Origin of the sequence: Olleya namhaensis (assembly GCF_900114005.1) — a bacterium.
Taxonomy (GTDB): Bacteria; Bacteroidota; Bacteroidia; order Flavobacteriales; family Flavobacteriaceae; genus Olleya; species Olleya namhaensis.
Genome location: NZ_FORM01000001.1, coordinates 612,701 through 633,346, shown reverse-complemented (window position 1 = coordinate 633,346; position 20,646 = coordinate 612,701). Strand labels below are relative to the sequence as shown.

Here is a 20,646-nt window from a genome sequence, read left to right as displayed (position 1 = left end):
CATGGGATTATTACTATTTTACGGAGTTATATCTATCTTTTTCTCCTTTTTATGCTCTATTTTAGAAGCCGTATTACTAAGTGTTACACCTACATTTATAAATCTTAAAAAGCAGGAAGGCAAAGCATTTGCAGCTAATTTGGAAGAATTAAAAAAAGATGTTGACAGACCTTTAATTGCTATATTAACACTAAACACAATTGCCCACACTGTTGGTGCAATTTTAGTTGGTAAGGAAGCTGAAGGACTTTATGGAAGTAGTGATGGTTATGGTGTTTTTATAGTTTCGGCTGTAATGACCATTTTAATATTAGTAGCTTCTGAGATTATACCAAAAACAATTGGTGCAACCTACTGGAAAAGCTTAGCCGGTTTTACAACAACCGCACTTAATATCTTAATTTTTCCTTTAAAATGGACCGGTTTATTGTGGTTAATGCAATTAACAACCAAACTAATTGGTGGTAAAGGTCATGGTAGTGTTTTAAGTCGCGAAGGCTTTTTAGTTATGGCAGACATGGCGCACGAAGAAGGTGTTTTTGAAGGTAATGAAAGCCGAATAATTAAAAACTTACTAACCTTTAAAGAAGTTTTTGCTAAAAATGTAATGACCCCACGTACGGTAATGTTATCTGAAAACGAAAGCACGACAGTCGAAGATTTTTTTAATAGAAACATGAACCTTCGTTTTTCAAGAATCCCTGTGTATTCTGAAACAGAAGACAATATCAAAGGATTAGTTTTAAAAGACGAAGTGTTTAAGGAAATGGCCTTAGGTAATGGCTCTAAAAAGTTAATCGAATTAAAAAGAGATATTATAATTGTAGACCGAAATCTAGCAATCCCAACCTTATTTGAACAACTTGTCGAGACTAGAAACCATATGGCTTTAGTAGTAGATGAATACGGTTCTGTAAGCGGAATTGTAACCATGGAAGATGTTATTGAAACACTTTTAGGTATGGAAATTATGGACGAAAGTGATAACGTAAGTGACCTACAAAATTTAGCTAGAAAAAGCTGGGAAGCACGTGCTAAAAAACTAGGTATTATTGACGAAAACAGTCCAGAATAGCAATGGAAACATGCATCATCAAATCACCTTTAGGTTTTACAAAAATTACAGGTGATTTAGATGGTATTGCATCAGTTATTGTTTTAAATTCTGAAGAACAAATATCCAAATACATACCAAAAACACTCGCTGACTGCGTGCTTCAACTTAACCAATATTTTGAAGGCACACGAGAACAATTCAGCTTAAAGCTAAACCCAAAAGGCACTGTGTTTCAAAATCGTGTTTGGGACGCTTTACAAACCATTCCGCATGGTAAAACAACATCCTACCTTAAACTATCCAAGCAATTAGGAGACGTCAAAGCAATACGCGCTGTAGCCAATGCTAATGGCAAAAATCCACTTTGGATAATTATACCTTGTCACCGTGTGATTGGCACTGATGGCAGCTTGACAGGCTATGCCGGAGGACTACACCGTAAACAATGGTTATTAGATCACGAAAGTCCATATAAACAACAATCCCTTTTTTAATGTATAAGGTTGCAACCACATTTTTAACTCGTTTTATAAAACCCGCAAACATCTATAAATATGGGTTTAACTGGTCGCCAATGTATAGACGTACTACTGCTAAACTGGTTGAAGTTAGTGATGATTTACATTACGTAAAAATCAGATTAAAACTAAATTGGAAAAACCGTAATTACGCTGGTTCAATGTTTGGCGGAAGCATGCTATCTGCAACGGACCCTATTTACATGATACAACTAATTCAAATATTAGGTAACGATTATGTGGTTTGGGACAAAGCAGTTACTGCAAAATATAAACGTCCCGGAAAAGGAACTATTTATGGCGAATTTGTTTTTACTCCTGAAGAAATAGAAGACATAAAACAACAAGTTAAAACCAAGCAACAATTTGATTTAGAGAAAACTATGCAATTAGTTAACGCTAAAGCGGAAATTATTGCCGAGTTCTCCAAAACAATATACGTGGCAGAAAAAGCTTACTACAAACAAAAACAAGCCTCAAGACAAGCCAAGTAATTAGCTGTAATTTATATTTTGATTATATTTAGTTTCTAAACTAAACAACTAAATGAAATTTATAAAAAAGCTTTTAAAAGTACTTGCCGTACTTTTTGGGATAGTAATCGCAACACTTTACATAACAGATACAGACTACCTAATTAAAGCTGTACGCACCATTTATATGCGTGGACATACCACTGCTTTTTTGGACGATTACAAAAAATTTGATAACCAAGTTATTCAAAACGGAACACCTCAACCTTGGCCAAATCATGAAAACTATAATACAACAACAGAAACTTCAATATTGCAAAAAGCCAATAAAGATTACGGAACAGTAGCTTACGTAATTATTAAAAATGATAGTATCTGGTTTGAAAACTATTATGATGGCTATAAAAAAGATTCTAAATCCAACTCTTTTTCTATGGCTAAGAGTTATGTTTCCGGCCTAATGGGTAAGGCTATAATGGACGGTTACATAAAAAGTTTAGACCAACCGGTGTGCGATTTTCTACCTGCTTTTTGCGATGGTGATGCTGCAAAAATGACAGTTGGTGATTTATCAAGTATGGCATCCGGAACTAATTGGGACGAGGCCTACTACTCACCTTTATCTATTACAACACGTGCTTACTTTGACGATGATCTACAAAAGGTAATGAATGGCTTAAAAGTGGTTACGGCGCCTGGTCAAGCTTTTAAATACGCTAGTGGAGACACACAAATGTTAGCTATGGTTATAGAAAAAGCAACGGGTAAAAAAATGTATAATTATTTAACTGAAAGCTTCTGGAAGCCTTTAGGTAGTGAAAACCCAACATTATGGCAATTAGATAGTGCAGAAGACGATTTAGTCAAAGCCTATTGTTGTATAGCTAGTAATGCTAAAGATTTTGCGCGATTTGGAAAACTATATAAAGATCATGGAAAATGGAATGGACAACAAATATTAGACTCGGCTTTTGTAGCAAAATCTTTAAAACCACGTTTTCCATCTAGTCCTGAATATGGTTACGGGTGGTGGTTAAAAAACCAAAACAACAAAGATTTTTATATGATGCGTGGACACCTTGGGCAATACGTTATTGTGCAACCAGAAGACAATGTTATTATTGTACGTTTAGGGCATCAAAAATCAGCCGATGCAGGTATTGGCGTGTTTACAAATGATATTTCATTATATATAGATGAGGCCTATAAAATGTTGGATATGTCAACAAAAAAATAAATAAGATGATTACCAAACTCAACCTAGAAAACATATTATTTCTGGATATAGAAACAGTTCCAGAAACACAACATTTCTCTGATTTAGACAAAACCAAACAAGACCTTTGGGATGCTAAATCACGTTATCAACGTAAGGAAGAGTTTACAGCAGAAGAATTTTATGACCGTGCTGGTATTTGGGCCGAGTTTGGAAAAATAGTTTGTATATCTGTTGGATACTTTACTTTTCAAGGGGATACAAGATTATTTAGAACAACGTCTTTTTATGGAGAAGAACGCAAGCTATTAATAGATTTTAAAAATTTATTAATTTCGCACTTTAGCCAAGCCAAGCATTTACTTTGCGCGCACAATGGTAAGGAATTTGATTTTCCATACATAGCTAGACGTATGATTATCCATACTATAGAATTACCTTATAAATTAAACCTTTTTGGTAAAAAACCATGGGAAATACCACATTTGGACACCATGGAACTATGGAAGTTTGGTGATTATAAAACCTACACGTCTTTAAAATTAATGACCAACGTTTTAGGTATCCCTTCTCCTAAAGATGATATTGATGGTAGTGAAGTTTATAAAACGTATTACGAAGACAACGATATTAATCGCATTATTATTTATTGCGAAAAAGACACAATTGCTGTAGCACAAATATTTTTACGCTTACGAGGTGATTCAATTCTCACTGATGATGAAATTATACATGTGTAAAATAAATAATAGCCTATAAAAAAAGACCTCAACTTTCGTTGAGGCCTTTTAACAATACAATTGGTTGATTAAAGGGATTAATTATTATTACTGCTTTAAAAATTTTCTAGTTTCGATAGTATCATTCACTTCAAACTGAATTAAATATAATCCCGCTTCTAGCTTTCCGACACTAATTCCGCTTGACGATGTAATACCTTTTACTACTTGTTGTCCTAGCATATTTACTACCGTAAAAGGTAAGTTATCTATGTTGGCCTTAACAAATAATATTTCACCTTTTACAGGATTTGGATACACAGATAGAGAAACACCTAAGTGTTGTACAAAACCGCCATCTATAGCTCTTGCTGTACCACAAGCTCCTAAATTAGTCCATCCACTTGCTGTTCTTTCATACAAAGTACCAAAATACGTTACCTGATCTCCTGTACTATAAGACTGTCCACTTACATATTCTGAAACTCCTGCACATTTATCTGCAGATGTTGTTCCGTTTGATAATGAGACAGCATCTATTGCCATATCTCCTTGCCAAGTTGTCCCCGTTGTACCATCAAATCTTAATTTAATAGTACTACCTGAATAAGATGATAAGTCTACTGTAGCATCTGACCAAGCATTTCCTTGGTTACCAGATAATGACCAAATAGTTGTCCAAGAGGCACCATTATTTGTGCTTACCGCTAAACTCAAACTCCCCATTGCGGTTGCTCCGTACATGTGGTATTTAAAATTAAAGCTACCATTAGTAACCCCTGATAAATTATAACAAGGTGATTCTAAAATAGCACGCTTTGTAGAAAAGTTTGGCGCAGAAGACTCCATATATACATATTGTGATCCCTCACTAGCACTTGATGGTCCTGTATTACTTGAAGGTGTAGATCCACTTCTTCTTGTCCAATCAAAATCATCACCGCTACCTTGCGTCCAAGATCCAAAACCAGATTCAAATCCTTCAGAATAAGGAAAAGAAGTAATTGCACCAGAACATCCTGTTGTAGTCGCTGGACTTACAACAATACTTCTTGATACTTGATTAGCTTGGTTCCCTGCTGCATCACTTACATTATAGTTTCTTGTGTAAGTTCCTGCCGAATTTGTATTAACCGTCCCTGTAACAACTATACTAGACGTTAAATTTCCATCTATATTATCTGAAGCAGTTGCTCCAAGCTCACTATAAGCATCACCAACTGTTAAATTAATTGTTGCCGCACCCACCAGTGTAATAACTGGCTTAACCGTATCTGTAACTCCAGCAACGATATTTACCGTATAGTCTTCTACTTCTCCATACGAAAAAGCCTCGCATGATGTTGGTACACCATTATACTTCATAGCCACACGTAATCTAGTACTTCCAGTAACTGCACTTGTAGACACTGTAAATGTTCCGCTTGCAGGTGTTACTGAAGACGCCGCTTTAGAAAACACTTGTTCTCCTGAGTCTGTAAAGTCTCCATCATTATTATAATCTATCCATGCCGCATATCCTTCTGCATAAGTACTTCCTGTCCAAGTTGGCGTAATTGTAATTGTATTTGTAGCCCCTTTGATAAGGTTAGTAGATACACTTGTAAAATCTGAATATAACTGAGCTCCAGAAGTATTGTTTATAGATCCAACTTGCACACGACTAATATATTCGTCATTGACACTGTTTCCTTGAGACGCACAATATTGTGGTCCTGTGCTACATGGTGTACAAGAAGAACCACCACAATCAACACCAGTTTCATCTCCATTTTGAACACCATCTGTACATGTAGGCGTTGTTACACTTCCACCACACTTATCAGACAATGCTAAAGCGCGTCTTACACCTCCTGCATCTAATACAGCACGCATACGTGATTTTTGTCCTTGCGTAAATAAGTTCATACAAGAGTCATTAGTATAATCCATATAATTCTGAACCATATCCGTAGAGCTACAAGACACTTGTCCTGTAGGACACCCGCCATTTGAAGTTTGATGTGTTGGCGTATCACTTACAAAATCATTACCACAGTTTGAGTCACCCCAAATGTGACGTAAATTTAAATAATGCCCTACCTCATGTGTTGTTGTACGTCCTCCATCAAAAGGAGCAGACACATTACCAACACGTCCAAAATAATTATAAGCCATAACCACACCGTCAGTAGCAGTACTACCTCCAGGAAATTGTGCATAACCTAAAATAGTCCCTCCTTGGCTAAGCATTTGAGGCACAATCCACATATTTAAATACTCCGTAGTATCCCATGGATTTACACCACCTGTAGACGTCCTTTTCATATCGTCTGAAGTCCCCCAATCTTGGCGTGTCACTTGCTTTCTGGTTATACCCGTTGTTGTATTTCCGTTTGGATCCACAGTAGATAAGCAAAACTCAATTTGCGTATCTGCAGCCTGTGACCACGTATTATCTGCATCAGGATTTGTACGTCTAAAATCTTCATTTAACACATCTAATTGTGACTGTATTTGGGCCACACTAATATTTTCTGTGCTGTTTCTATAAAGGACATGAATAACCACTGGAATAGTAATTATACTGCCGTCTACTCTCGCATTTTGATTTTCTGCAATTTTTTGCTGAGTAAAAGCTTCTATTTGATCCATTCTTTGTGTTAAATTTGGATCAAGCTGTTTTCTGTATTCTAAGTTTTCCATGGAAGAACAATTTCGTTTCTGCTGAGCAAAAACTGAAAATGTCAATAAAAAACTTAATAATGATAAAGTAATTGTTTTTTTCATATTAATAGTTTAATGGATTAGACTATATACTGTTAAATTATTGTGAAAATTATAATAATTTAAACAATAAAACATCGTGTTAATAATTATTCGATTAAAAACAACCTAAAAAATACCATTCGACTTTATGTGTGGTTTAACCCACAATCAATTGAAAGAAATTAATTACTTTTACCCTATATGAGCGACATTTTACTAAATATAGAGCACCTCTCTATTGACTTTAAAAACGAAAAGTCATACAAAACCATCATTAAAAACATTTCTTATCAAGTATACAAAAATGAAATTGTTGGTATTGTTGGCGAGTCAGGATCTGGTAAATCCGTATCATCTTTAGCCATATTAGGCTTGCTGCCAAAACGTATTTCTAAAATCACATCAGGAAGCATCACGTTTAATAACCAAGATTTAACCCAATTAAACAGCAAGCAGTTCCAAACCATTCGAGGACAAAAAATAGCAATGATTTTTCAAGAACCTATGAGTTCTTTAAACCCATCGATGACCTGCGGAAAGCAAGTAGAAGAAATCCTATTTAAGCACACCACATTAACAAAAAAACAAGTTAAAGCAGAAACACTCTTTTTATTAGAAAAAGTAAAATTACCAAATCCAGAACGGGTTTATAAAGCCTATCCGCATGAAATTTCTGGAGGTCAAAAACAACGTGTTATGATTGCTATGGCAATTGCATGTAAACCACAATTACTTATCGCTGACGAGCCTACAACTGCTTTAGATGTAACAGTACAAAAAGAAATTATTAGTCTTCTAAAAGCGCTTCAAGCAGAAACCAAAATGAGTATTATTTTTATAACTCATGATCTAAGTTTAATTTCTGAAATTGCAAATCGCGTTTTAGTGATGTACAAAGGTGAAATTGTAGAACAAAATACAGTAGATACCATTTTTAAACATCCAGAACATAGCTACACAAAAGCACTTATATCGTCGCGACCATCATTACATGTGCGTCTAAAAACGTTACCAACTATTACAGACGTATTAAACAACACCGTTTCTAATACTATAATTACTAGTGACATGCGGAAAGTACAGCATGAAAAAATATATTCAAAACCACCCTTACTTCAAGTTATTAATCTTGAAAAAGAATACCTCTCTAAATCTGGTTTTTTCGCTAAAGCGGAAACTTTTAAAGCGGTAAACAACGTTAGTTTTAATGTATATGAAGGCGAAACACTTGGCTTGGTTGGCGAGTCTGGCTGTGGTAAATCTACCTTAGGAAATGCCATATTATTACTAGACAAAGCAACAAAAGGTCAAATATTATATAAAGGACAAGATATAACCCACTTAACTAAAGCTGAAACTATAGCCATTAGAAAAGATATACAGATTATATTTCAAGATCCTTACGCTTCCTTAAATCCAAGAATAACCATTGGAAATGCCATTATGGAACCTATGAAGGTCCATAAATTATATGCTTCAGAAATAGAAAGACGAGATAAAACTTTAGAAATATTAAACCGTGTTGGTTTAGACGACACTGCTTTTAACAGATATCCACATGAGTTTTCTGGAGGACAAAGACAACGTATTGGAATAGCACGTACTATTGCATTACAACCTAAATTAATAGTCTGTGATGAGTCTGTGTCCGCATTAGACATATCAGTTCAAGCACAAGTATTAAATCTTTTAAACGATTTGAAAGACAACTTTGGATTTACTTATATATTTATCTCTCATGATTTGGCAGTAGTAAAATATATGAGTGACCAACTATTAGTAATGAGTCAAGGTCAAATTGAAGAATTAGATGATGCTGATATCATTTACAACACACCTAAAAAAGCATATACAAAAAAGCTAATTAATGCAATCCCTAAAGGCTTATAGCATAAATAGTTTTTTAGTTAAATAAAAAATGCTGCTAGTAAAATTAACAGCATTTTTTAATCCACTTTTAAAATTTTTGAAAAACATAAGTAGGTTAGGTTTTTGATAAATTTGAAACAAAAAAGTATTAAAAACAGATTTGGTCTTTTAGACTTTGGTTAGTTTTAATGGTTTGGTTTGGGATTGTAAACATACAATCTCTTTTTAAATTTATCAGTCAAAAAGCGTAATTATTCGATTAAATACACTTTATTTTAACATTTAACCCTTTTTAGCTTTCTTAATCGTTAATACGCCACGTGTTGGATAATAACTTCTACCATAGTTAGATCTTCTATCCTCACCTAATCTTGAAGCCACTTGATTGGTCATTTTTATAACAAAGACCTCCTCTGCATTTGGAAACGACAAGTCGCGTCCATCCATATCAACTTTTTCTCCTTTAGAAGAATGATCCTTTTTTCTGTGATGATAATCTTCCGTATCATACAACTCATTATAGCAATGTATTAGCTCATGTGATAATAAAGAGACCGGAGAATTATATCCTTTATTACGTGTAAACCATTTCTTTTTATGATTTTTTCTAAAAACTACACCATGTGTATCATAAAATAAAACGGTATTATGACTAGGACTATATGCGTTTTTTTGAGCCGGAATAATTGTTATATTATTTACTACATCTGCTACTAAAACATCAATAACGTCAACCCTATGTACTTGTTCGTCTTCTTCAAACGTAATGGTAAGCGCACTAGTCTTCACTAAAAAGTCTAATGCAATTGTTGTATTTCTTAAAAAACGATCTTCAATTAAACCATGATTCCTATCAGCAACATAATTATAATCTACATATTGGTTGGCTAATGTTTTTATGCGCATAAATCTATTTTGTATTAAAATGTAATAACAATGTTACTACTATTACAAATTCATTTCAGGAATATTTCCCTCAATAATCAATGTTCCTTCTGTTGCGTTTTGAATATCCTCTACAGATACACCAGGCGCACGTTCTAACAACTTAAAACCCTTATCTGTTACTTCTAGCACTGCTAGGTTAGTGACTACTTTTTTTACGCAACCAACACCCGTTAGAGGTAAACTACATTTTTTAAGTAATTTTGATTCGCCTGCTCTATTAGTATGCATCATAGCCACAATAATATTTTCGGCACTAGCTACTAAATCCATTGCACCACCCATACCTTTAACCATTTTACCCGGTATTTTCCAATTGGCAATATCTCCATTTTCAGCAACTTCCATTGCTCCTAAAATAGTTAAATCTACATGTTGCCCGCGTATCATTGCAAAACTAGTCGCGCTATCAAAAAAGCTAGCACCAGGTAACGTTGTAATGGTTTGTTTACCTGCATTTATAATATCAGCATCTTCTTCGCCTTCAAAAGGAAAAGGTCCCATACCTAATACTCCGTTTTCAGATTGAAACTCTACTTCTATATCGTTACGTACATAATTAGCCACTAAAGTTGGGATTCCAATCCCTAGGTTAACGTAGTAGCCATCTTGCACTTCCTGCGCAATACGTTTTGCTATTCCTGTTTTGTCAAGCATGTTGTTTTCTTTTTGTAATTTCTGCTTAAGCAGAAAATTAATAAAATTTATTCTTTAGTACGAACCGTTCTTTGCTCGATTCTTTTCTCATATTTCTCACCTTGAAAAATACGCTGTACAAATATCCCTGGAATATGAATTTGATTTGGATCTAATTCGCCAACAGGCACTAAATGCTCCACCTCAGCGACTGTAATTTTTGCTGCTCCAGCCATACACGGGTTAAAATTTCTTGCAGTTCCTTTAAAAATTAAATTACCTGCAGCATCTCCTTTCCAAGCTTTTACAAAAGCAAAATCGGCTTTAAACGCATGCTCTAATACATACATTTTACCATCAAATTCTCTAGTTTCTTTTCCTTCTGCCACTTCTGTCCCATAACCTGCTGGTGTAAAAATAGCAGGAAAACCTGCTTGAGCAGCACGACAACGTTCTGCCAAAGTCCCTTGCGGAATTAACTCCACATCCAATTCTCCTGACAACATCTGTCTTTCAAACTCATCATTTTCTCCAACGTAAGACGATACCATTTTTTTTATTTGCTTCTTTTGAAGCAATAAACCTAAACCAAAATCGTCCACTCCTGCATTATTTGAAATACAAGTCACGCCTTTAACATTAAGCTTTACAAGCTCTGCAATAGCATTTTCAGGAATACCGCTTAGCCCAAAACCACCTAGCATAAACGTCATATTATCCTGTACACCTTCTAGCGCATCTGAAACTGAATTAACTGTTTTTAGAATCATTATTTTTCTAATTTTTTGTGGTTTAAATTTAAGAAATAAAAAAGCCATTCTGTTATGAATGGCTTTTATTTTTTTAACTAAAAAGGTAATTAAAACTCTAGTTCGTCTGGAATATCGTCTTCTGGTGATACTCCTTCTTCACCATCTCCTTCATCTGGATTATAATTCTCACAATCAACTTCAATACTTAAATCTTTAGGTTTGATAAAATCTGCTTTAGATACTTCTAAAGTTTCATCTTCATAGCAGCTCTTCATGTACATCCCCCAAATAGGAAGCGCCATAGATGCCCCTTGACCATAGCTTATCCCTTTAAAGTGAACCGCTCTATCCTCTGCACCAACCCAAACACCTGTCACTAAATTTGGTACCATACCCATAAACCAACCATCTGATTGATTTTGAGTGGTCCCCGTTTTACCAGCTATTGGATTATTAAGCTCATATGGATATCCCGTAATAATTTCTTTATACATTGGCAAATTTGCACGCCACTTACCTCTTAAACGACTACCTGATCCGGACTCTACCACACCTTGCATTAGCTTAACAGTTACATACGCCGACTCTTCGCTTAATACATCTTTAGTCTCTGGAACAAATTGATATAAAACGGTGTCGTTTTTATCCACTATTGTGGTTATCATAACCGGCTTAGTATAAACTCCTTGATTAGCAAATGCCGAATATGCACCTACCATTTCGTAAACACTAATATCTGGCGTCCCTAAAGCAATAGATGGTACTAATGGAATATCTGAAGTAATTCCTAAATTTTTAGCTAATTCTGCTACTGGCTGTGGACCAACTTTATTCATTAATCTTGCCGTAATTGTGTTAACAGAGTTTGCTAAAGCCTTCTTTAACGTTACCTCTCCATCATAATCACCACCATCATTTGTTGGTGTCCACGGTTCTGGATTACCATATTTGTTAGCCTCAATAGTTATTGGCGCTAATGGTAATTTATCGCATGGAGACATGTGTAATTGGTTAATAGCAGTTGCATAAACAAAAGGCTTAAATGTAGACCCCACTTGACGCTTCCCTTGTTTTACGTGATCATATTGGAAGTGTCTATAATTCATACCCCCAACCCATGCTTTAACATGTCCTGTTTGCGGATCCATACTCATCATTCCTGGATGTAAAAAAGACTTGTAATAACGCATAGAATCTATAGGCTTCATGATTGTATCAACCTCACTAGGTCTTCCATCTTTTTCCCATTTAAAAACCGTCATTTTCGTTGGTTCGTAAAAAGAAGCCTCAATCTCTTTAACGCTTTTACCCGCTTTTTTCAAGAGTCTCCAACGCTCTCCACGACGCATAGCTGTTTTTAAAAGCTTATCAATCTCGTCATTATCTAAATCTAAAAATGGCGTAGTCTTATTACGTTCTGGTGTGTTTTGCACAAAAAATTCTGCTTGCAATCTTGGCATATGCCTAGCAACCGCTAACTCTGCATATTTTTGCATACGTGAGTCTATAGTTGTGTAGATTTTTAAACCATCGCTATTTATATCATACTTACTTCCATCTGGCTTTCTGTTTTTTGGATCGTTCATCCAATCTTTCATAAAAGCTCTTAGATATTCTCTAAAATAAGTTGCAGTTCCTGTACGGTGTGTTTGCGGCGAAAACCTTAAATCTAATTCTGTTTTTTGTAACGAATCTTTTACTTCTTTAGAAATAAAACCATAATTTTCCATCTGGTACAATACCACATTTCGTCTATTTTTTACACCTACTGGATTTCTTGAAGGAATTGGATTGTAAAACGAAGAATTTTTAAACATCCCAACTAACATTGCCGACTCTTTAATACTTAAATCTTTTGGCTCTTTGTTGAAATAAATATTTGAAGCAGAACGAATTCCGTCACCGTTATTACCAAAATCATAAATATTAAAATACTGTGCTATAATTTCTTCTTTAGTGTATTGACGTTCCAAACGAATTGCAATAACCCACTCTTTAGCTTTTTGAATAATACGCGTAAAAATATTAGTTGACCCTTCACCATGTAACAATTGCTTTGCTAACTGCTGAGAAATTGTACTTGCACCACCACTTCCTGGCTTTAAAATTGCACGAAGCGTACCACGTCCATCAATACCAGAATGCTCATAATACCTTGCATCTTCAGTAGCTATTAAAGCTTCAACCAAATGGCTAGGCAGCTCATTAAAAGGCACAGGCGTCCTATTATCATTAAAATAAAACTTAGCCAATGTTTTTCCGTCAGACGAAATAATTTCTGTAGCTAAATTTGTTTTAGGGTTTTCCAATTGTGTGTGATCTGGTAATTTACCTAAAGCACCCCAAGATGCTAATAAAAAGAACAACACTATTGACAGTATACCTCCTAAAAATAATATCCAAAACCATCTGATATATTTTTCGAAACCTACTACTTCTGCTTTTTTTGCTTTTGCCATACTAACTTTTAATATCTCTTTTAAATATACACTTTGACTAAATTATGTCTGTGTGTGACACTATTTTACTCTGTTTTTTCTATTCTAAACCCAACATCTGTAATACCTTCTAGACTAACAACACCATTAACCTCTCCACTACCTCTCATAGCCTGTTGGATGCTTACAGTATACGTCCCGTCTTCGTTAAAAACAACCCCATCTTTATACCACAACTTGTTTTCTTTAACAGCAGACAAACCTTGACCTAGCCATTCGCCATTTTTCTCTGTCATTTTATATTCTAATGTATCCGTTACTGTTTTACCGTGAGGAAAATCCATTTGAACAATTAAATATAAGTTATTGTATTTGTAAGCGTTGGTGTTTCTAACGTTTACAAACAAATTATACGGTTTAATAGAGTCTGGTGCGTTTATTTTAAACTGTACTACATCTTCTTTATTCCAAGAAGTAGAGACGCTTTTATACTCGTCAAAGACTGCTTTAGAATCGCAAGAAGACAATACAATCAAAAGTAAAACAACTACAATTCTACTTACTCTCATTAGGTTTATTGTTATTGTTTTCTGGTTTCCTTTTGTTTGGTTTACGTTTTGGCCTAGGCTTAGGCTTTGCACTATTGGCTTGATTTTTAGCTTTTGGCGTATTGCTTTTATTAGCAGTATTCCCTTTACTAGCATTCGTGTTGTTATTTTTAGCCTCAACCTTGTTCTGAACCGGCTTTTTATTTCGGCTTCTATTGTTTTTACGTTTTTTATTGCCTTTTGGACTATCAAAACGTGTTAAACTATCTTGACCAACTACATTTTCAAACTCTGTTTTCTCGTCTTCTACCAAGTCAACCGCGTATTCTTCAAGGCTTGCAACTTTTTCTCTTTTTTTATTAATTGCAATAATTTCACTAGCTTGATCTGTAGTAATTAGGTGCCAATTCATCCATTCTCCTTCATAAGCATACCACATATGCCCTTTAAAAATGTCTGTTTTTTGACAAACTGCAGTTCCTTTTTCTGTATATAATTTGGTGTCTGCTTTTGGAAATGCTTTTAAGGCATCTAAATACGAATCCAACTCGTAATTTAAACAGCATTTTAGCTTACCACATTGCCCCGCTAATTTTTGAGGATTAAGTGATAATTGTTGGTAACGTGCGGCACTTGTACTTACAGATCTAAAATCTGTTAACCAAGTAGAACAACATAATTCGCGACCACAAGAACCAATACCACCAAGTCTAGACGCTTCCTGGCGGAAACCGACTTGTTTCATTTCTATACGTATTCTAAACTCTCTTGCGTATATTTTAATAAGCTCTCTAAAATCCACGCGCTCTTCAGCTGTGTAATAAAAGGTTGCTTTACTACTATCACCTTGAAACTCTATATCAGAGATTTTCATCTGAAGTTTTAAATCGATAGCAAATTGACGTGCTTTAACCTTCATAGGCTCTTCCTTGTCACGTGCTTGGCTCCAGATATCTATATCTTTTTGAGAGGCTTTACGATAGATTTTTAAAATATCGTTTTTAGTATCTATTCGTTTACGTTTTATTTGAACACGCACTAATTCGCCCGTAAGGGTAACCATACCAATATCATGTCCTGATTGCGCCTGAGTGGCAACAATATCTCCGATACTTAAGGTTAAATTTTCTGCGTTATGATAATAATGTTTACGTCCGTTTTTAAAACGAACCTCCACCCAATCAAATGGTTTTTCGCCATTTGGAACAGACATATTTGCTAACCAATCAAAAACGGTTAATTTATTGCAACTATCTGTACCACATGTTCCGTTATTTTTACAACCTTTTGGTTGTCCGTCTTTTCCTGTAGCGCAACTTTGACAAGCCATACTATTTATGTGTATATATTGAATCTTAAGGTGTTACCCTAAAGATGAAGATTAATAATTAGTTGTTTCTGCGTAAGCAAACCTCAACTCTTGCTAATTTGTAAAGATAAGATTATTTGTCTGACTTTAAAACATAAAAAAAGCGTGATAAAAATTATCACGCTTTTAGCCTATATCGTTATGTTTTTACTTTTTAAAAGTCTCAAATATATTACGTAAATCCTTTTTGTACGGTAAATGATCTGCACGTCCTTTTTTAAAGATATCATTACTATTACCTTGTCCTTTTCTTAATTCTTTCTGCTCTTCAAAAGGCAATGCGTGTATTTCTTTACAGGTTGTAGAACAACAATTATCCATTTCTGCTTTACAATTATCACATTGGATAAATAATAAATGACAGGCATCATTGGCACAGTTAACATGTGCATCGCATGACGTGCCGCATTGGTGGCATTTAGCAATAACATCGTCACTGATTTTTTCTGAGCGACGCTCGTCAAAAACAAAGTTTTTACCTATAAATTTATTGTCTATACCTTCTTCATTTACCTGTCTAGTGTATTCAATAATACCACCTTCTAACTGATACACGTTTTTAAAACCTTTGTGTTTGTAATAGGCACTTGCTTTTTCGCAACGGATACCGCCTGTACAATACATTAGCAGGTTTTTTCCCTCTTTATGTTCTCTTAAATCCGCTTCAATAATATCTAAAGATTCTCTAAAAGTGTCTACATCTGGTGTTACTGCACCATCAAAATGTCCAATTTCGCTTTCGTAATGATTACGCATATCCACACACACCGTGTTTGGATTAGCTAACATCTCATTAAAGTCTTTTGCTGATAAATGTACCCCTTTGTTGGTAACATCAAACGTGTCATCATTTAAACCGTCCGCTACTATTTTATCACGAACTTTGACTTTAAGCTTTAAAAAAGACATGTTATCTTGCTCTACAGCAATGTTAAGTCTAACATCTTTTAAAAAATCAATACTATCTAAATGGATTTTAAAAGCGTCAAAACTATCTGCCGGTAAAGACAATTGGGCATTAATCCCTTCCGTTGCGATATATATACGTCCTAAAACGTCTAGACTATCCCATTTGATAAATAGTTGATCTCTTAATTCTTGTGGATTGCTAATGCGAGCATACTGATAAAAAGACAACGTCAAACGGTCTTTCCCAGCTTTTTCAATAAGTTCTGCTCTTTCAATAGCGCTTAATTTGTTGTACAGTTGCATGCTATACTTAGTTTTAAGTGTTAATAAAAAGTTTTTGCAAAGGTATTGTTTTTGTTGAAATAAGCAAGTTGTTAACCACTTATAGCCATTTAAAACACGACATCAAATATCTTATTTTGATAAAAAAGGCAAAAAAAAAGTCCTTTACGCTTTGCAAAGGACTTTTAATAGACTAACTCGTTACTACTATTTAATTTAATGTATTAAACAATATCCCGAGCTAACCACCATCGGCTTTACAGCTGCTGTTAATAAAAATAGCAACTGAAACGCCTAATGTTTTTGTGTGTACTAACTTTTTTAAATATTTCATACCCTTAAAATTTAAAGGATTAACATTTTTAAAAGCGGATTAAATTTTCTTTTTCATAGCATATCTTTTCCACTTCAATAAGTAGATGCAAAAACTTTAAAAAGGTTGCGTGAGAAAATTAAAATTCTTTAAAAAAGTAGTATTTTAGCATAGAAAAATTTTTTTAATAAAACTTGACGTATGAGTAAAGAAAAAGAAGCAAAGCTAAAAGCATTACAATTAACCTTAGACAAATTAGACAAAGCCTACGGAAAAGGTACGGTAATGAAAATGAGTGATGCTGCTGTTGTTGATGTAGAGGCTATCCCATCGGGATCTTTAGGTTTAGATATTGCATTAGGAGTTGGTGGTTACCCAAGAGGTAGAGTTATAGAAATATATGGTCCAGAATCTTCTGGAAAAACAACATTAACGCTTCATGCCATTGCAGAAGCACAAAAAGCTGGAGGTATTGCTGCATTTATTGATGCAGAACATGCTTTTGATAGATTTTATGCTGAAAAATTAGGTGTTGATATTGATAATCTTATTATTTCTCAGCCTGATAACGGAGAGCAAGCTTTAGAAATTGCTGACAATTTAATTAGATCGGGTGCAATTGATATTGTTGTAGTCGATTCTGTTGCTGCATTAACTCCAAAAGCAGAGATTGAAGGCGAAATGGGAGACTCTAAAATGGGATTACACGCACGTTTAATGTCTCAAGCCTTAAGAAAGTTAACTGCCTCTATTAGCAAAACTAATTGTACAGTAATATTTATTAACCAATTACGTGAAAAAATTGGTGTAATGTTTGGTAATCCAGAAACAACAACGGGTGGTAACGCTTTAAAGTTTTATGCTTCTGTAAGATTAGATATTAGAAGATCTACACAAATCAAGGATAGTAACGGAGCTGTATTAGGTAATAAAACTAGAGTAAAAGTTGTAAAAAACAAAGTTGCTCCACCTTTTAGAATGGCAGAATTTGACATCATGTATGGAGAAGGTGTTAGTAAAGTAGGTGAAATATTAGATGTTGCTGTAGAAAAAGAAATCATTAAAAAAAGTGGTTCATGGTTTAGTTACGGAGAGACCAAATTAGGTCAAGGACGTGATGCTGTTAAACTAATTATAAAAGACAATCCAGAACTGTTTGACGAGCTGGAAGAAAAAATTAAAATAGCTATTAAAGAAAGTATCTAAAATTAAAAATCCCGATTATATCGGGATTTTTTTTGGTTTAAGACGCAACCTTTTAATAATTTAAGCATCTATTTAATAACAAATATTTAGTTTACAAAAAATGAAAAAGCTTTTAACCGCTTTGACAATGTTAATTGTCTTGTCCTGTAGCTTAGATGACCAAGAGCAAAATATGCACCTGGAGACCCTACCAATAGATAGCGCCTCCATGCCTGAATACTTCCAAGAAGGACAAACTTATCAAATAGACTTAAATTACACAAAACCAACAACGTGTCACTCCTTTTACGACTTATATTATGTCAAGGATGGCAATACTAGAACTGTTGCAGTTATTAACTCTGTGCTTGATAATACCAGCTGCGAAACGGTTGATTTAGAAATGGAAAAGTCGTTTAATTTTGTAGTTAACAATTCCGAAACCTATGTTTTTAAATTTTGGCAAGGAGAAGATGATGAAGGAAATGATATTTATTTAACCATGGAAATACCTGTACAATAATAAAATACTAATTAATACGATATCCAAAATTGGGTTTAGACCAACTCATACACAACTGCAAGTCCAATGATACTAAAGCACAAAGCGATTTATATAAGCTTTTTTCAAGCAAATTATTTTCGGTTAGCTTAAAGTATTCAAGCTCCTATGCCGAAGCTGAAGATAATTTGCAGGATGCATTTATTACTATTTTCAAAAAAATAAAACAATATAAAAACAAAGGTAGCTTTGAAGGTTGGCTGAAACGAATCACTATTAACACCGCTTTACAACGTTATAGAAGTCAAAAGGTTTTTGAAATAATTAACGAAGAAGCTATAGTAGACGAAGAAATAGATATAGATGATGATGCTGTTAGTATTGATTATCTATTGCAATACATACAAGAATTACCAGATAGATACCGGCTAGTATTTAACCTTTATGTTTTAGATGGTTATTCTCATAAAGAAATCGCAGAACTACTATCCATAACCACCGGAACCACAAAATCCAACTTGGCAAGAGCTAGACAATTATTAAAAGAGAAAATATTAGCACACAAAATGGGATTAAACTCTCAATCACTATAAATGAGTAACAAGAAGAACATAGATAGACTATTTCAGGAAAAGTTTAAAGACTTTGATGTTAAACCAGACCCAAAAGTCTGGCAAAAAATTCAATCTGAATTAAACGAAGAACAGGAAGACAAACCAGTGTTTATCCTTCCATTTTGGTTAAAATTATCGGGTATTGCTGCCAGCGCATTATTACTAATGTTTATTGGAAAAAGTATTTTTGATACAGACCAAAATACAATTACACCAACTGTAGTAAATACTGAAAAATTAAACAAAACAAAGAGTAAAGAAGAAATAGATCAAACGCTAAATACTACTCTTGACGACAAAATAAAAACTAGTCAAGACGACTCAAAAACTTATAAAACTGCAGTTTCAAAAACAATAACAACACCCAAATCTACAGACAAAAATAAATTACCAACAGATCAAAAAGTTAGCAATAATACTAATAGCGTAAGTAGTCGTGCGGTTAAAAAATCTTCTTATAACAACAACAATAGCTTAAAGGCTGCACAACACTCAAACCCGTCGACACAAAGTGAAGCAAAAAACACTTACGCAACAACGGTAAAAAATTCAACAAAACCAACTACAGTTATTCGTGAAAACACAACAAAAACAGAAAACCAAAGCAACACGGTTATAACTCAAAATACAACTAAGACACTACTTAACAACAAAGAAAGTATTGTATCAAACACTACTGTATCCGAAACTCCAACACAAACAATTACCGATACATTAAAAACACAAAAACCATCTATTGAAGATGCTATTGCAGAAAACATTGCAAAGGAAGACGACGTTGATAACGAAGAAAAAAATAGCAATAAATGGGTTGTTAACGCCAATATTGCTCCTGTGTATTATAACATTATGGGAGAAGGGTCCCACTTAGATGAACAATTTAACGACAATAACAAATCTGGTGAAATCAATTCTAGTTATGGTGTTAAAGTTGGGTATGCCTTAAACAAAAAACTAACTATTAGATCAGGTGTTAACCGTCTTAACCTTAGTTATGATACGGACGACATTATTGTTTACGAAAAATTTAGTTCGTCAAACAGCATAACCTCAATAGGTAACGAATCAAATTTAAAAAATGTTAATTTCGTTTCCATACCTTCTGGACAACAATTAAGTATGATTAGCGCAAGCAACGTAAACACAATGGAAGTAAGTAGAAGCCTTAATGCGGCTATAAGTCAGCGCATGAGCTATTACGAGATTCCGTTAGAATTAGAATATAAATTACTTGACAAGCGTTTTGGATTACATCTAATAGGCGGATTAAGTACTTTTGTTTTAAATGACAATCAAGTGGTTTCTGAATTAAATGGATCAAATGTTAAAATTGGAGAAGCCAACAACATCAATCCCGTTAGTTTTAGTACCAATATAGGAATTGGACTAAATTTTAGGTTTAGTGATACAGTGATTTTTAATGTAGAGCCAACATTTAAATATCAGTTAAATACATTTAACAATACCTCAGGCGACTTTAACCCTTACATTATTGGTTTATATACCGGGTTAAATTATAGATTTTAATTTTTAAGTGCCCTATATTTAGGGAA

General features: G+C 34.2%; 18 protein-coding genes. 10 read left to right on the top strand and 8 right to left on the bottom strand.

The window, feature by feature from the left end:
• The first annotated feature begins 1 nt into the window (after position 1).
• The 5 genes from BMZ09_RS02790 (at position 2) to BMZ09_RS02770 (ending at position 4,004) form a co-directional block, all read left to right on the top strand.
• Complete coding sequence (locus BMZ09_RS02790; RefSeq protein ID WP_090837289.1) at positions 2–1,075, top strand: CNNM domain-containing protein; 1,074 nt, start codon at positions 2–4, stop codon at positions 1,073–1,075.
• Positions 1,076–1,077: 2 nt separating this feature from the next.
• Positions 1,078–1,551: a methylated-DNA--[protein]-cysteine S-methyltransferase gene (locus BMZ09_RS02785; protein ID WP_090837288.1), complete on the top strand. Its 474-nt coding sequence runs from the start codon at positions 1,078–1,080 to the stop codon at positions 1,549–1,551.
• An 80-nt stretch (positions 1,552–1,631) separates the two neighbouring features.
• Entirely contained in the window at positions 1,632–2,069 is a 438-nt protein-coding gene (locus tag BMZ09_RS02780; protein ID WP_245741078.1) for a DUF4442 domain-containing protein, read from the top strand.
• Between the two features lie 52 nt (positions 2,070–2,121).
• Complete coding sequence (locus BMZ09_RS02775; RefSeq protein WP_090837286.1) at positions 2,122–3,285, top strand: serine hydrolase domain-containing protein; 1,164 nt, start codon at positions 2,122–2,124, stop codon at positions 3,283–3,285.
• A 5-nt stretch (positions 3,286–3,290) separates the two neighbouring features.
• Positions 3,291–4,004, top strand: coding sequence for a 3'-5' exonuclease (locus BMZ09_RS02770; protein WP_090837285.1), 714 nt, complete (start codon positions 3,291–3,293; stop codon positions 4,002–4,004).
• Between the two features lie 87 nt (positions 4,005–4,091).
• Here the strand turns inward: BMZ09_RS02770 and BMZ09_RS16035 are convergent, their stop codons facing one another.
• Positions 4,092–6,752, bottom strand: coding sequence for a GEVED domain-containing protein (locus BMZ09_RS16035; protein WP_143067779.1), 2,661 nt, complete (start codon positions 6,750–6,752; stop codon positions 4,092–4,094).
• A 180-nt stretch (positions 6,753–6,932) separates the two neighbouring features.
• On the opposite strand from BMZ09_RS16035, the gene BMZ09_RS02750 reads away from it, so the two are divergent.
• On the top strand, positions 6,933–8,621 hold the full coding sequence (locus BMZ09_RS02750) for an ABC transporter ATP-binding protein (RefSeq protein WP_090837284.1): 1,689 nt from the start codon (positions 6,933–6,935) through the stop codon (positions 8,619–8,621).
• A 261-nt stretch (positions 8,622–8,882) separates the two neighbouring features.
• Here the strand turns inward: BMZ09_RS02750 and BMZ09_RS02745 are convergent, their stop codons facing one another.
• From BMZ09_RS02745 to trhO, 7 genes are all read right to left on the bottom strand, one after another.
• Positions 8,883–9,506, bottom strand: coding sequence for a hypothetical protein (locus BMZ09_RS02745; RefSeq protein ID WP_090837283.1), 624 nt, complete (start codon positions 9,504–9,506; stop codon positions 8,883–8,885).
• 42 nt (positions 9,507–9,548) lie between these two features.
• Complete coding sequence (locus BMZ09_RS02740; RefSeq protein ID WP_090837282.1) at positions 9,549–10,202, bottom strand: CoA transferase subunit B; 654 nt, start codon at positions 10,200–10,202, stop codon at positions 9,549–9,551.
• Between the two features lie 47 nt (positions 10,203–10,249).
• Positions 10,250–10,951: a CoA transferase subunit A gene (locus tag BMZ09_RS02735; protein ID WP_090837387.1), complete on the bottom strand. Its 702-nt coding sequence runs from the start codon at positions 10,949–10,951 to the stop codon at positions 10,250–10,252.
• A gap of 89 nt (positions 10,952–11,040) precedes the next feature.
• Positions 11,041–13,392, bottom strand: a complete 2,352-nt coding sequence (locus BMZ09_RS02730; protein WP_090837281.1) for a penicillin-binding protein 1A — start codon at positions 13,390–13,392, stop codon at positions 11,041–11,043.
• A 65-nt stretch (positions 13,393–13,457) separates the two neighbouring features.
• On the bottom strand, positions 13,458–13,940 hold the full coding sequence (locus BMZ09_RS02725; protein ID WP_090837280.1) for a gliding motility lipoprotein GldH: 483 nt from the start codon (positions 13,938–13,940) through the stop codon (positions 13,458–13,460).
• Positions 13,927–15,249 (bottom strand): PSP1 domain-containing protein, encoded by a 1,323-nt coding sequence (locus tag BMZ09_RS02720; protein ID WP_090837278.1) that lies wholly within the window; start codon positions 15,247–15,249, stop codon positions 13,927–13,929. Before BMZ09_RS02720 ends, BMZ09_RS02725 begins: the two co-directional genes overlap by 14 nt.
• Before the next feature lie 186 nt (positions 15,250–15,435).
• Positions 15,436–16,500 (bottom strand): oxygen-dependent tRNA uridine(34) hydroxylase TrhO, encoded by a 1,065-nt coding sequence (gene trhO / locus BMZ09_RS02715; protein WP_090837277.1) that lies wholly within the window; start codon positions 16,498–16,500, stop codon positions 15,436–15,438.
• A gap of 493 nt (positions 16,501–16,993) precedes the next feature.
• Here trhO and recA point away from each other — a divergent pair, with 493 nt between their 5' ends.
• The 4 genes from recA (at position 16,994) to BMZ09_RS02695 (ending at position 20,620) form a co-directional block, all read left to right on the top strand.
• Positions 16,994–17,998 (top strand): recombinase RecA, encoded by a 1,005-nt coding sequence (gene recA, locus BMZ09_RS02710; RefSeq protein WP_090837275.1) that lies wholly within the window; start codon positions 16,994–16,996, stop codon positions 17,996–17,998.
• Positions 17,999–18,098: 100 nt separating this feature from the next.
• Complete coding sequence (locus tag BMZ09_RS02705; RefSeq protein ID WP_090837274.1) at positions 18,099–18,500, top strand: hypothetical protein; 402 nt, start codon at positions 18,099–18,101, stop codon at positions 18,498–18,500.
• Positions 18,501–18,529: 29 nt separating this feature from the next.
• Positions 18,530–19,072, top strand: a complete 543-nt coding sequence (locus BMZ09_RS02700; protein WP_090837272.1) for an RNA polymerase sigma factor — start codon at positions 18,530–18,532, stop codon at positions 19,070–19,072.
• Entirely contained in the window at positions 19,073–20,620 is a 1,548-nt protein-coding gene (locus BMZ09_RS02695; RefSeq protein WP_090837270.1) for a hypothetical protein, read from the top strand.
• The last annotated feature ends 26 nt before the right edge of the window (positions 20,621–20,646 follow it).

Coding starts and splice junctions, on each gene's coding strand:
- BMZ09_RS02790 (WP_090837289.1), top strand. CDS start 2: ATGGGATTATTACTATTTTACGGAGTTATATCTATCTTTTTCTCCTTT.
- BMZ09_RS02720 (WP_090837278.1), bottom strand. CDS start 15,249: ATGGCTTGTCAAAGTTGCGCTACAGGAAAAGACGGACAACCAAAAGGT.
- BMZ09_RS02695 (WP_090837270.1), top strand. CDS start 19,073: ATGAGTAACAAGAAGAACATAGATAGACTATTTCAGGAAAAGTTTAAA.
- BMZ09_RS16035 (WP_143067779.1), bottom strand. CDS start 6,752: ATGAAAAAAACAATTACTTTATCATTATTAAGTTTTTTATTGACATTT.
- trhO (WP_090837277.1), bottom strand. CDS start 16,500: ATGCAACTGTACAACAAATTAAGCGCTATTGAAAGAGCAGAACTTATT.
- BMZ09_RS02705 (WP_090837274.1), top strand. CDS start 18,099: ATGAAAAAGCTTTTAACCGCTTTGACAATGTTAATTGTCTTGTCCTGT.
- BMZ09_RS02730 (WP_090837281.1), bottom strand. CDS start 13,392: ATGGCAAAAGCAAAAAAAGCAGAAGTAGTAGGTTTCGAAAAATATATC.
- BMZ09_RS02775 (WP_090837286.1), top strand. CDS start 2,122: ATGAAATTTATAAAAAAGCTTTTAAAAGTACTTGCCGTACTTTTTGGG.
- BMZ09_RS02780 (WP_245741078.1), top strand. CDS start 1,632: ATGTATAGACGTACTACTGCTAAACTGGTTGAAGTTAGTGATGATTTA.
- BMZ09_RS02770 (WP_090837285.1), top strand. CDS start 3,291: ATGATTACCAAACTCAACCTAGAAAACATATTATTTCTGGATATAGAA.
- BMZ09_RS02735 (WP_090837387.1), bottom strand. CDS start 10,951: ATGATTCTAAAAACAGTTAATTCAGTTTCAGATGCGCTAGAAGGTGTA.
- BMZ09_RS02785 (WP_090837288.1), top strand. CDS start 1,078: ATGGAAACATGCATCATCAAATCACCTTTAGGTTTTACAAAAATTACA.
- BMZ09_RS02725 (WP_090837280.1), bottom strand. CDS start 13,940: ATGAGAGTAAGTAGAATTGTAGTTGTTTTACTTTTGATTGTATTGTCT.
- BMZ09_RS02750 (WP_090837284.1), top strand. CDS start 6,933: ATGAGCGACATTTTACTAAATATAGAGCACCTCTCTATTGACTTTAAA.
- recA (WP_090837275.1), top strand. CDS start 16,994: ATGAGTAAAGAAAAAGAAGCAAAGCTAAAAGCATTACAATTAACCTTA.
- BMZ09_RS02740 (WP_090837282.1), bottom strand. CDS start 10,202: ATGCTTGACAAAACAGGAATAGCAAAACGTATTGCGCAGGAAGTGCAA.
- BMZ09_RS02745 (WP_090837283.1), bottom strand. CDS start 9,506: ATGCGCATAAAAACATTAGCCAACCAATATGTAGATTATAATTATGTT.